Origin of the sequence: Aquipuribacter hungaricus, from assembly GCF_037860755.1 — a bacterium.
Taxonomy (GTDB): domain Bacteria; phylum Actinomycetota; class Actinomycetes; order Actinomycetales; family JBBAYJ01; genus Aquipuribacter; species Aquipuribacter hungaricus.
In genome coordinates this window covers 1-12,550 of sequence record NZ_JBBEOI010000067.1, presented here as the reverse complement: position 1 = coordinate 12,550, position 12,550 = coordinate 1, and the positions used below count along the sequence as shown (strand labels likewise).

General features: G+C 75.6%; 10 protein-coding genes. 8 read left to right on the top strand and 2 right to left on the bottom strand.

Annotated features, from left to right (window positions below):
• Nucleotides 1-78 precede the first annotated feature (78 nt).
• Nucleotides 79-1,896 carry an aspartate--tRNA ligase gene (gene aspS, locus WCS02_RS09360; protein WP_340292330.1) on the top strand — a complete coding sequence of 606 codons (1,818 nt, stop codon included), beginning with the start codon at nt 79-81 and terminating at the stop codon, nt 1,894-1,896.
• 140 nt (nt 1,897-2,036) lie between these two features.
• On the opposite strand, the gene WCS02_RS09355 is transcribed toward aspS, so the two are convergent.
• A complete protein-coding gene (locus WCS02_RS09355; protein WP_340292328.1) occupies nt 2,037-2,780 on the bottom strand; it encodes a GNAT family N-acetyltransferase in 744 nt (247 codons plus the stop codon).
• On the bottom strand, nt 2,777-4,966 hold the full coding sequence (locus WCS02_RS09350; protein ID WP_340292325.1) for an MMPL family transporter: 2,190 nt from the start codon (nt 4,964-4,966) through the stop codon (nt 2,777-2,779). Before WCS02_RS09350 ends, WCS02_RS09355 begins: the two co-directional genes overlap by 4 nt.
• 102 nt (nt 4,967-5,068) lie before the next feature.
• On the opposite strand from WCS02_RS09350, the gene WCS02_RS09345 reads away from it, so the two are divergent.
• The 7 genes from WCS02_RS09345 to WCS02_RS09315 all read left to right on the top strand — a co-directional run.
• Complete coding sequence (locus tag WCS02_RS09345) at nt 5,069-6,442, top strand: replication-associated recombination protein A (RefSeq protein WP_340292332.1); 1,374 nt, start codon at nt 5,069-5,071, stop codon at nt 6,440-6,442.
• Between the two features lie 10 nt (nt 6,443-6,452).
• The gene (locus tag WCS02_RS09340) at nt 6,453-6,836 is read left to right on the top strand and encodes a DUF948 domain-containing protein (RefSeq protein ID WP_340292323.1); all 384 of its coding nucleotides are present in this window, start codon (nt 6,453-6,455) and stop codon (nt 6,834-6,836) included.
• Nucleotides 6,833-7,183 carry a hypothetical protein gene (locus tag WCS02_RS09335; RefSeq protein WP_340292321.1) on the top strand — a complete coding sequence of 117 codons (351 nt, stop codon included), beginning with the start codon at nt 6,833-6,835 and terminating at the stop codon, nt 7,181-7,183. The genes WCS02_RS09340 and WCS02_RS09335 overlap by 4 nt, the downstream gene beginning before the upstream one ends.
• 148 nt (nt 7,184-7,331) lie before the next feature.
• Nucleotides 7,332-10,037 (top strand): alanine--tRNA ligase, encoded by a 2,706-nt coding sequence (gene alaS / locus WCS02_RS09330; RefSeq protein WP_340292319.1) that lies wholly within the window; start codon nt 7,332-7,334, stop codon nt 10,035-10,037.
• 7 nt (nt 10,038-10,044) lie between these two features.
• Entirely contained in the window at nt 10,045-10,548 is a 504-nt protein-coding gene (ruvX, locus tag WCS02_RS09325) for a Holliday junction resolvase RuvX (protein WP_340292317.1), read from the top strand.
• Nucleotides 10,545-12,062: an endolytic transglycosylase MltG gene (gene mltG, locus WCS02_RS09320; protein WP_340292315.1), complete on the top strand. Its 1,518-nt coding sequence runs from the start codon at nt 10,545-10,547 to the stop codon at nt 12,060-12,062. The genes ruvX and mltG overlap by 4 nt, the downstream gene beginning before the upstream one ends.
• Nucleotides 12,055-12,550, top strand: a 496-nt coding sequence (locus WCS02_RS09315; RefSeq protein WP_422665417.1) for a shikimate dehydrogenase family protein, incomplete at its 3' end; no start/stop codon positions are given. The genes mltG and WCS02_RS09315, both read left to right, overlap by 8 nt.

Genomic DNA, 12,550 nt, shown 5'->3' with positions numbered 1-12,550 from the left:
CGCGTAGGCTCGCGCCCCACCCGACCGCCCCCCCCGGGACCCATCCCCCGGACCGCCCCGACCGTCGAAGGACACCCGTTGCTGCGCACCCACACGGCCGGCGCCCTCAGCGCCGCCGACACCGAGACCGCCGTCACCCTCGCCGGGTGGGTGGCCCGCCGGCGCGACCACGGCGGGGTCGCCTTCGTCGACCTGCGCGACGCCTCGGGCGTGGTCCAGGTCGTCGTCCGCGACGAGGTGCTCGACTCCTCGGGCGCGCACGACCTGCGCAACGAGTACTGCGTGCAGGTCGTCGGGACCGTCCGCCGCCGCCCGGAGGGCAACGAGAACCCCGCCCTGCCGACCGGCGAGATCGAGGTCCTCGTCAGCGAGATCACGGTGCTCAGCACCGCCGACCCGCTGCCCTTCCAGGTCGACGAGCACGTCGAGGTCGGCGAGGAGGCACGGCTCAAGCACCGCTACCTCGACCTGCGCCGCCCCGGCCCCGCCGCCGCCATGCGCCTGCGCAGCGAGGTCAACAAGGCCGCCCGTACCGTCCTGGACGGCCACGGCTTCGTCGAGGTCGAGACGCCGACCCTCACCCGGTCCACCCCCGAGGGCGCCCGCGACTTCGTCGTCCCGGCCCGGCTGCGGCCCGGCTCGTTCTACGCGCTGCCCCAGAGCCCCCAGCTGTTCAAGCAGCTGCTCATGGTCGGCGGGCTCGAGCGCTACTACCAGATCGCGCGCTGCTACCGCGACGAGGACTTCCGGGCCGACCGGCAGCCGGAGTTCACCCAGCTCGACGTCGAGATGAGCTTCGTCGAGCAGGACGACGTCATCGCCGTCGGCGAGGACGTGCTGCGCGCGCTGTGGTCGCTTGTCGGCCACGAGATCAGCACGCCGGTCCCGCGGATCACGTACGCGGACGCGATGGCGCGCTACGGCAGCGACAAGCCCGACCTGCGCTTCGAGCTCGAGCTCACCGACTGCACCGACTACTTCGCCGAGACCCCGTTCCGGGTGTTCCAGCAGAGGGCCTCCGGCGGTCACGTCGGCGCCGTCGTCATGCCGGGCGGGGCCTCGCAGCCGCGCAAGGTGCTCGACGCCTGGCAGGAGTGGGCCAAGCAGCGCGGGGCCAAGGGCCTGGCCTACGTGCTCGTCGGCAAGGACGGCACGCTCGGCGGGCCGGTCGCCAAGAACCTGTCCGAGTCCGAGCGCGCCGGGCTGGTCGCCCACGTCGGCGCCTCGCCCGGCGACTGCGTCTTCTTCGGCGCCGGCCCGGCCTCGGAGGCCCGCCAGCTGCTCGGTGCGGCCCGCAACGAGATCGCCCGGCGGACCGGCCTGGTCGAGGCCGCGGACGCGGCCGCCGGCGGCAAGGCCTGGTCGTTCGTCTGGGTCGTCGACGCGCCGCTGTTCGAGCCGGCCGCCAGCGCGACCGCCGCGGGCGACGTCGCGGTGGGCGCGGGGGAGTGGACCGCCGTCCACCACGCCTTCACCTCGCCCAAGCCGGAGTTCCTCGACAGCTTCGACACCGACCCCGGCGGCGCCCTGGCCTACGCCTACGACATCGTCTGCAACGGCAACGAGATCGGCGGCGGGTCCATCCGTATCCACCGCCGCGACGTGCAGGAGCGGGTGTTCGCCCTCATGGGCATCGGGGCCGAGGCCGCGCAGGAGAAGTTCGGCTTCCTGCTCGACGCGTTCAAGTTCGGCGCGCCGCCCCACGGCGGCATCGCCTTCGGCTGGGACCGGGTCGTCATGCTCCTCGCCGGCGCGGAGTCGCTGCGCGAGGTGATCGCCTTCCCCAAGTCCGGCGGCGGCCACGACCCGCTGACCGACGCGCCCGCGCCGATCACCGCCCAGCAGCGCAAGGAGGCCGGGATCGACGCCCGGCCCGAGGTGCCCGCCACCACCTGAGGGGGTCGCCCCGGGGCTTTCGTCGCAACGGCACCCTGCGCCGGTCTAGCCGGCGGAGGGTGCCGTTGCGGCGTCGGGGTTCCGACGCAGGGTGCCGTCGTGGCGTTCGGGACTCCGACGGAGGGTGCCGTCGTGGTGGCTCAGCCGAGCTCGCGGGTGGCGTGGTCGGGCCCGCCGACGAAGCCGAGCCCGTCGTACAGCGCCCGGGCGCCGGAGTTCCCCGCCCACAGCGCCAGGCTCACGGTGGGGTGGGAGCGCAGCAGCCGGCGGACCAGCGCCACGGTCACCGCGGCGCCCAACCCCTGCCGGCGGGCCTGCGGGTGCACCGCGATCGAGGACAGGTGCGGCACCCCCGGCGTGTGGGGCTTCGCCGCGCCGCAGGCCAGCAGGGACCCGTCGGAGTCGGCGACCGCCGCCCAGACGAGCACCCCGGGCGTGCCGGGCCGGACGAACGCGTCCGGGTTGGCCGCGGCGAGGAGCTCCTCCAGCGCGCCGGTGGGCGGGTCCCAGACGACCCGGTCCTCGCCGGGGACGGCGGGCAGCTGGCGCACGGTGTGCCGCCAGGCCCACCGCGAGCCGCCGTCGGGGGAGGCGAAGGGCAGCGGGACGCGGGCGTCGACAGTCACCTCGGCCGGGCGCAGCACCGCGCAGAGCTCCTCGACCACCTCGCCGACGCGGTCGACGTCGCCGCCCACGAGCAGCCCGCCGTGCTCGAAGTAGGGCGTCGCCGCGAACCGGACCGCCCACCAGCCCTGCCCGGCGTGCACCTGGCGCACGGCCGCGGGCGACAGGTGCTGGGACACCACGGGGTCGCGCCCGCTCGTGGCGACCGCCTCGCGCCACGACCGGCCGACGAGGGTGGCGCGCGTGCCCGGGCCGCTCACTCGGTGATCCCGAACCGGTCGTGCAGCCGGCGCAGCGGTGCCGGGGCCCACCAGTTCCACTCCCCGAGCAGCGTCATGGTCGCCGGGACGAGGAGGATGCGGACGAGGGTGGCGTCGATGGCCACCGCCGTGGCCAGCGCGACGCCGGTCTGCTTGATGATGAGCAGCTGCCCGGTGACGAAGCCCGCGAACACGATGACGATGATGAGCGCCGCCGAGGTGATGATGCGCCCGGAGCGCTGCAGCCCGGCCGCGACCGCCTCGTCGTTGCCCATGCCGGAGTCCCGCAGCTCCTTGATCCGGGCCAGCAGGAACACCTCGTAGTCCATCGCCAGGCCGAAGCCGAGGGCGAGGACGAGCGGCGGGATGAACGCCTCGATGCCCCCTGTGGAGGTGAAGGCGAGCAGGCCCTCCCCGTACCCCTCCTGGAACACGAGGACGAGGACGCCGAAGGACGCACCCAGCGACAGCACGTTGAGCACGAGCGCCTTGGCGGGGATGAGCAGCGAGCCGGTCATGAGGAACAGCAGGACGAAGGTCGCCGCGACGACGACGCCGACCGCGAGCGGGGCGTCCTCGACCAGGGACTCGGTGAAGTCCTCGAGCGAGGCGGCCTGCCCCGTCACCCAGGTCTGCTCGCCGACGTCCAGAGCGCGCAGCTCGCCGGTGACCTCCAGCGCCCGCGCGGAGGAGGCGTCGTCGCCCTCGACGTCGACGTCCACGACCGTGAGGCCGCCCTGCTCCCGCGGCGGGCGGACCTGCTCGACGCCCTCGACGCCGCCCGCGCGCTCGACGAGGTCGGCGACGACGGCCTCGTCGGTGGAGCCGAGCACCACGGTGACGTCGCCGCCGGACAGCGCCGGGAAGTCCTCGCCGAGGGTCTGGAACAGCTCGCGCTGGGGGTGGCCCTCGGGCAGGAGCTCCACCCCCGACGAGCGCAGGGTGAGCCCGGCGGCCGGGACGGTGAGGGCGCCGAGGACGACGGCGACGCCGACCGCGACCAGCCACGGGCGACGCTGGGTCCACCCGGCGAGGGCCGAGAAGAAGCCGGTGGGCGGCGGCACGTCGCCGAACGCCGTCGACAGCCGGCCGAGCCCGGGGACCCGCCGGAGCAGCCCGGGCCGCAGCAGGCGGGTCCCGCCGAGGGCGAGCAGGGCCGGCACGAGGGTGAGCGCGACGAGTAGGGCGACGAGGACGACGCTCAGCCCCGCCGCGCCGACCGCCCGCAGGATGGACGCCTCGAAGAGCAGCAGCCCCGACAGGCTCAGCGCCACCGTGATGCCGGAGAACATCACCGTGCGCCCGGCGGTGGACATGGTGCGGCGCAGGGCGTCGGTGCGCTGCTCGGCTGCGCTGTGGCGGTGCCGCCGGCCGGTGGCCGGGGGGGCCGGCGGCAGGTCCGCCTCCGGTCGGCGGGCCTCCTCGCGGTAGCGGGACACGATGAGCAGGCCGTAGTCGATGGACAGGCCCAGCCCCAGCACGGTGAGGATGCTCACCACGGAGGAGTCGATGTCGACGAGGTAGGAGAAGCCGAGCAGGCTGGCCAGCGCGCCGGCCACCGAGGCCACCGCCCCGACGATCGGGATGCCGGCGGCGAGGAAACCGCCGAAGACGAACACCATGACCGCCAGCGACAGCGGCAGGGCGATGAGCTCGCCGCCGCGCAGGTCCTCCTCGACCTGGCCGGTGATGGCCTCGACCACCTGGTCGATGCCGCCGACCTCGCCCGACGCGCCGGGGACCTCGTCGGAGACGTCGGCCACGAGGGTCTCCAGCCGGGTGACCAGCTCCTCGGTGCCCTCGGTGGGCGCGTCCTCGGCCGGGACGGCGACGACCGCGACGGCGTCGCCGCCGCTCGACACGTACGCCTGGCCGCGCGGATCGTCGGGGCCGAGGGCGTAGGGGTGCAGGACCGTCTGCACGCCGTCGACGCCCGCCAGGTCCTCGCCGGCGGCGGTGACCAGCGCGGCCAGCGCCGGGTCGGCGGGGTCGACGCCCTCGAGCAGGGCCGTCACGGCGGGCCCGGAGTCCGAGGCCTCGTCGAGGAGCTCCAGCGCGGTCTGGGCCTCACCCGGCACCTCCGGGTTGCCCGACACGAGCCGGTCGAACAGCGACTGGTTGCCGAAGCCGCCGTTGGCCAGGGCGAAGCCGGACGCCGCCAGCACCAGCCAGACCGCGACCGTCACCCACGGGTGGTGCCCGACGAGGCCTCCGAGACGTCCGAGCACACCGATAGGTTGGCAGCAGTGGACACCGTCGCCGACCCCGCCCTGCCGCTGGCCGTGCGGATGCGGCCCGCCCGGGTGGAGGAGCTGCTCGGCCAGCAGCACCTGCTCGCCCCGGGCTCGCCGCTGCGCCGCCTGGTCGAGGCGCGCCCCGGCGCCTCCCGCGTCGGGCCCAGCTCGGTCGTGCTCTGGGGCCCGCCCGGGGTGGGCAAGACCTCCGTCGCCCACCTGGTCGCCTCGGTGCCCGGGCGGCGCTACCGCGAGCTGTCCGCGGTGACGGCGGGGGTCAAGGACGTCCGCGCGGTCATCGACGACGCCCGGCACGCCCGCGACGGGCTCGAGCAGGCCGAGACGGTCCTGTTCATCGACGAGATCCACCGGTTCAGCCGGTCCCAGCAGGACGCCCTGCTGCCGGCGGTGGAGAACCGGCTCGTCACGCTCGTGGCCGCGACCACGGAGAACCCGTCGTTCTCCGTGGTGTCCCCGCTGCTGTCCCGCTCGCTCGTGCTCACCCTGCGCCCGCTGTCCGACGACGACGTCGAGGGCCTGGTCCTGCGGGCGGTCACCGACCCTCGGGGGCTCGGCGGCGCGGTCGTGCTCGACGACGAGGCGCGGGCCCACCTGGTCCGCCTCGCCGGAGGCGACGCCCGGCGGGCCCTGACGGTCCTCGAGGCCGCGGCCGGCGCGGCGCTCGCCCGCACCGGCGAGGCCGCGGCATCCGAACAGGCGGCTCGCGAGGAGGCGGGCGCCGACGACAGCAGCCCCGGCGACGGCGCGACCGAGGACACGCCCGTCGTCGTCACCCTGGCGGACGCGGAGGCCGCCGTCGACGTGGCTGCCGTGCGCTACGACCGCGAGGGCGACCAGCACTACGACGTGGCGAGCGCGCTCATCAAGTCCGTGCGCGGGTCCGACGTGGACGCCGCGCTGCACTACCTGGCCCGCATGCTCGAGGCCGGCGAGGACCCGCGCTTCGTCGCGCGCCGCCTCATGGTGTCCGCGTCGGAGGACGTGGGGATGGCCGACCCCACGGCGCTGCTCACCGCCGTCGCCGCGGCCCAGTCGGTCGCCATGATCGGCATGCCCGAGGCGCGGATCGTCCTCGCGCAGGCCGTCGTGCACCTGGCGACCGCGCCCAAGTCGAACGCCTCCTACCTGGCCGTCGACGCCGCGGTCGCCGACCTGCGGGCCGGGCGGGGCGGCCAGGTGCCCGCCCACCTGCGCGACGCCCACTACGCCGGCGCCGGCAGGCTCGGCCACGGCCAGGGCTACCGGTACTCCCACGACGAGCCGCACGGGGTGGCCGAGCAGCAGTACCTGCCCGTCGACCTGGCCGACCGGGTCTACTACCGCCCGACCGACCGGGGCGCGGAGAGCAGGCTGGGGGAGCGGCTGCAGCGGCTGCGCGCCCTCCTGGGCCGCCATCCCAGCAGGTAGGGTCCCCGCCATGCTGGTCGATCTCGGTGACGTGGCGGGGCTGCTCGCCGCCGCCGCCTTCCTTCTCCTGGTGCTCTTCCTTGCCGTGCCACTGGTCAAGCTTGGTTCTGCCATCGACGAGGTGAGGATCACGGTGCGGAACATCTCCAACGAGACGACGCCGCTCATCTCGGAGGTCACGACCACCGTGAGCCAGGCCAACGAGCAGCTGGTCAAGGTCGACGCCATCACCACCAACGTCGCCACGACCACGACGAACGTCTCGGCCCTCACCGCGCTGTTCGCCGCGACCCTCGGCAGCCCGATCATCCGCGTCGCCGCCTTCACCTACGGCGTCCGCCAGGCCGTCTCGGGCGCCCGGACCGGGCGGCGCGCCGCACGGGCCGCGCGGTGACCCGCCTCCTCGTCATGGTCGTCGGCTCCCTCGCCGGTGCCGTCGTCGTCCGCAGGCTCTCCGACGCCGCCCGCCGGGCCACGCCGGAGCGCGTCGCCGACGCCAGCACCCGGTTCGCCTCGACCGTCGGCAGGAACGCCTCCCGCGGCGTCGGGTCGCAGGTGTCCCGGCTCACCGACGCCGTCGTCGACTTCGCCGCCACCGTCCGCGAGGCCGCCGCCGAGCGCGAGGAGATGCTCCGCAGCGCCCTCGGCGTGGACGTCGACGCCCGCGGCATGGACCCGGACGAGGCCCGCCACCTGCTCGAGCACCCCACCCAGCCCGCCGACGGGCGCCACGCGGGCTGAGCCGCCCGCGGCCGGCGTCCGGCACCCCCTGGGTCGCCGCCGCACCGCACCGCTGCACCGAGCCGTCACCGCACCGAGCCGCCACCGCACCGAGCCGTCGCAGCCCACCCCCGGCCCGCCGTCGCGGGCCCGTGAGAGGACCACCCCCATGGAGACCGCCGAGATCCGCCGCCGGTGGCTGTCGTTCTTCGAGCAGCGCGGGCACACCGTGGTGCCGAGCGCGTCGCTCGTGTCGCCCGACCCGTCGCTGCTGTTCACCGTGGCCGGCATGGTGCCGTTCATCCCGTACCTCACCGGCCGCGAGACCGCGCCCTACCCGCGCGCGACGAGCGTGCAGAAGTGCGTGCGCACCCTCGACATCGAGGAGGTGGGCCGCACCACCCGGCACGGGACGTTCTTCCAGATGAACGGCAACTTCTCCTTCGGCGACTACTTCAAGGAGGGGGCGATCCGGTACGCCTGGGACCTGCTCACCACCTCCCAGGACGACGGCGGCTACGGCTTCGACCCCGACACCCTGTGGGCGACGGTGTACGAGGACGACGACGAGGCGTTCCAGCTGTGGCAGGACGTCGCCGGGCTGCCGGTCGAGCGGATCCAGCGCCGCGGCAAGAAGGACAACTACTGGCACACCGGGCAGCCCGGCCCCGCCGGTCCCTGCTCGGAGATCTACGTCGACCGCGGCCCCGCCTACGGCGTCGACGGCGGCCCGGTCGCCGACGAGGACCGGTACCTCGAGGTCTGGAACCTCGTCTTCATGCAGTACGAGATCGACCAGGTGCGCAGCAAGGAGGACTTCCGCGTCCTCGGCCCGCTGCCCCGGCCGAACATCGACACCGGGATGGGCCTGGAGCGCGTCGCGCTGCTCCTGCAGGGCGTGGAGAACCTCTACGAGATAGACGAGGTCCGCCCCGTGCTGGACCGCGCCGCCGAGCTCGCGGGGGTCGTCTACGGCGGCAGCACCGTCGACGGCCACGACGTGCAGGGCGCCGGCCACGAGGTCGACGTCCGGCTGCGCGTGGTCGCCGACCACGTCCGCAGCGCGCTCATGCTCATGGGCGACGGCGTCCGGCCCGGCAACGAGGGCGCCGGCTACGTGCTGCGCCGCCTGGTCCGCCGCGCGGTGCGGGCGATGCGCCTGCTCGGCGTGCAGACCCCGGTCCTGCCCGAGCTGCTGCCGGTGAGCATGGAGCGGATGAGCCGGTCCTACCCCGAGCTCGCCACCGACTTCGGCCGGATCTCCGCCGTCGCCTACGCGGAGGAGGAGGCGTTCCGGCGCACCCTGGACTCCGGCACCGCCCGGTTCACCGCCGCGGCCGAGGGCACCCGCGCCCAGGGCCGGCGCACCGTGTCCGGCGACGAGGCGTTCGCCCTGCACGACACCTACGGCTTCCCGATCGACCTCACGCTGGAGATGGCCGCCGAGCAGGGCCTGCAGGTCGACGCCGACGGCTTCCGCCGGCTCATGGGCGAGCAGCGCGAGCGGGCCCGCGCCGACGCGCGCGCCAAGAAGACCGGCGGCGTCGACACCAGCGTCTACCGCGCCGTCGGCGACACGGTCGGCGCGCCCGTGGTGTTCACCGGCTACGAGCAGACCGAGGGCGACGCCCGCGTGGTCGGCCTGCTCGTCGGCGGTGCCGCCGTGCCCGCGGCGCCCGAGGGTGCCGACGTCGAGCTCGTCCTGGACCGCACCCCGTTCTACGCCGAGGGCGGCGGCCAGCTCCCCGACGCCGGCACCGTCCGCACCACCGGCGGCGCGCTCGTCGACGTCGTCGACGTGCAGACCCCCGTCGCGGGGCTCGTCGTCCACCGCGGCCGGGTGACGTCCGGCGAGGTCCTCGTCGGCGACGCCGTCCGCGCCGAGGTCGACGTCGAGCGGCGCCGCTCCATCAGCCGCGCCCACACCGCGACCCACATGGTCCACAAGGCCATCCGCGAGGCGCTCGGCGAGACGGCGACCCAGGCCGGGTCGGAGAACGCGCCCGGCCGGTTCCGCTTCGACTTCTCCGCCTCCGGGGCGGTCCCGCCGAGCGTCCTGCGCGACGTCGAGCAGCGGGTCAACACCCTGCTCGCCGACGACCTCGAGGTCACCGCCGAGGTGATGAGCCAGGAGCAGGCCCGCGCGGCCGGTGCCATGGCCCTGTTCGGCGAGAAGTACGGCGACCGGGTGCGCGTGGTGAGCGTGGGGGAGTGGGCCCGCGAGCTCTGCGGCGGCACCCACGTCGAGCGCTCCGGCCAGCTCGGCGTCGTCACCCTGCTCGGCGAGGCGTCGATCGGCGCGGGCGTCCGGCGCGTCGAGGCCCTGGTCGGCGTCGACGCCTACGCGCACCTCGCGCGGGAGCACGTGCTCCTCGCCGGCGTCACCGACGTCCTCAAGGTCCGCCCGGACGAGGCGCCCGAGCGGGTCGAGGCGCTCGTCACCCGGCTGCGCGACGCCGAGAAGGAGCTGCAGCGCCTGCAGGCGGAGAAGGTGCTCCAGGCCGCGCCCCAGCTCGCCTCGCAGGCCGCGGACCTCGCGGGGACCCGCTTCGTCGGTGCCCACGTCGGCGAGGTCGGCGGCGACGACGTCCGCTCGCTCGTCCTCGACGTCCGCTCACGGCTCGGCGAGCAGCCCGCCGTCGTCGCGCTCACCGCGGTGGCCAAGGGCCGCCCGCTCGTGGTCGTCGCGACCAACGAGGCGGCCCGGTCCGCCGGGGTGTCCGCCGGGGCGCTGGTGAAGACCGCGGCCGGGGTGCTCGGCGGCGGCGGGGGCGGCAAGCCCGACCTCGCGCAGGGCGGCGGGCAGGACCCGACCAAGGTCGCCGACGCCCTGGAGGCGGTGCGCCGCGATGTCGCCGCGGCCGTCGGGGCCTGAGGCCACGGTGGGAGCACGGCTGGCGGTCGACGTGGGGACGGTGCGGATCGGGGTCGCCGTGAGCGACCCCCGTCGCACCGTCGCCGTGCCGCTCGGCACCGTCGCCCGCGCCAAGGACGGCTCCGACCTGCGGGAGATCGCGGCGACCGCGGCCGAGCGGGAGGTGGACGACGTCGTCGTCGGGCTCCCGGTGGGGCTGTCGGGCCGGGAGGGTCCGGCGGCGGCGTCGGTCCGGGAGTTCACCCAGCGCCTCGCCGACCACCTCGCGCCGCTGCCGGTGCTGCTGGTCGACGAGCGGCTCACCACCACCTCGGCGCACCAGGCCCTGCACGCCGCGGGGCGTCCGGGCCGCCGGCACCGTACGGTGGTCGACAGGACGGCCGCAGCCATCCTGCTCCAGACCGTCCTCGACGCGGAGGTCGGGGGCGGGGTCGGCGACGACCCGGGGGTCCGAGCACTCGGGGAACCCGTCCCACCGCGGGACGGTCAGGCCGACAGGAGCGACGCATGACCTACCGGGTGACCGGTGGCACCGAGCCCGCAGGCGACGCCGCGGACCTCGACCCCCGACCGAGCAGCCCCCGCCGGGCCGCCCGGGCCGCGCAGGCGCAGCAGCCCGCCGACGGCCCCGGCCACCCTGCCGACGGACCGCTCGTCGACGAGCAGCCGGTCGTCGACGACGGCTACGGCACCGCCCACCCCGTCCACGACGGCCATGCCGACGGCGGCTGGACCGACGGGCACCCCGCAGCCGGCGGCGAGGCGTATGCCGACGGGTACGTCGAGCCGTACGCGGACGGGTACGCGGGCGCCCCTGCCCACGGTCCCGACGTCCTCGACGACCCGTTCGCGGACCCCGCCCCGCACGACGTGTTCGGCGACCCGGTGAGCGACGGCTACGTCCCCGTCGCCCCGCGCCCCACCGGGCGCCGGCGGCGGCCCCGCTGGGTCGGGCTGCTCGTGCTCCTGCTCGTGGTCGGCCTTGTGGGCGGGGCCGGCTGGTACGCCACCCAGGCCCTGCGCCCGGTGCTGGACGACATCCAGGGCATCGACCTGTTCGACGCCCCCGAGGACTACACCGGCGCCGGCACCGGCTCGGTGGAGGTCGTCGTCGCCGAGGGCGACAGCGGCTCGCAGATCGGCCGCACCATGGTCGACGTCGGGGTCGTCGCCAGCGTCGAGGCCTTCGTCGCCGCGGCGAACGCCGAGCCGGAGTTCACCTCCGTGCAGCCCGGCACCTACACGATGGCCCAGCAGCTGCCGGCGGTCGACGCCGTGGCCGCCCTGCTCGACCCGGCCAACCGGGTGACGAACACCGTCGTCATCGCCGAGGGCCTGCGCGTGGACCAGATCCTCGACCGGCTCGCCGAGGGCACGGGCCTCCCGCGCGAGCAGCTGCAGGCCGCCCTGGACGCCACCGAGCTGCCCGCGGGCGCCCGGCAGGTCCCCGGCCTGGTCAACCCCGCCGAGGGCTTCCTCTACCCCGACGGCTACCAGTTCGGCGCCGACCCCACCGCCGAGCAGGTCATCGCCACGATGGTCGCCCGCGGGCAGGAGGAGCTCGCCGCCGCCGGCGTCCCGCCCGAGCGCCAGCTCGAGGTGCTCACCAAGGCCAGCCTCGTGCAGGGCGAGGCCCGGCTCGACGAGGACTTCGGCAAGGTGGCCCAGGTCATCGAGAACAGGCTCGCCGACGGGCAGCCGCTGGAGCTGGACTCCACCGTCAACTACGCGACGCAGACCTTCGACACCCGCACCACCGACGCCCAGCGCGACTCGGCCTCCCCGTTCAACACCTACCGGGTGGCGGGCCTGCCGCCGGGGCCGATCAAGTCCCCGGGGCGCCAGGCCATCGAGGCCGTCGCCGCGCCGACGCCCGGGCCGTGGCGGTACTTCGTCACCGTCGACCTGTGCACGGGGGCGACGGCGTTCGCCGAGACCTACGACGAGCACCTGGCCAACGTCCGCGTGCTCGACGCCTGGCAGCAGGCCAACACCGCCGACGACGGCTCGCTCGTCTGTGGCTGAGACCCGCCGGGCGGCGGTCCTCGGCCGCCCGGTGGGGCACTCGCTGTCCCCCCTGCTGCACCGCGCGGCGTACGAGGCGCTCGGCCTGCACGGTTGGACCTACGAGGCCGTCGAGGTCGACGAGCAGGCGCTCCCGGGCGTGCTGGCCGGTCTCGACGACGGCTGGGCGGGGCTGTCGTTGACCATGCCGCTCAAGCAGGCGGTGCTGCCCCTGCTCGACGAGGCCGAGGCCACGGTGCACGTCACCGGCGCCTGCAACACCGTCGTCGTCCGGGCGGGCGGGGACGGCACCCGCCGGCTCCTCGGGGCGAACACCGACGTCGACGGCATCGTCCGGGCGGTGCAGGAGGCCGGCGGGGGAGCGGCAGGGGCCCCCGCGGCGCCGGTCGCGCACGTCCTCGGCGGCGGCGCCACCGCGGCGTCGGCCGTGCTCGCCCTGCAGCGGCTCGGCTGCCCGGCGCCGGTCGTCCACGTCCGCGACCCCGCCC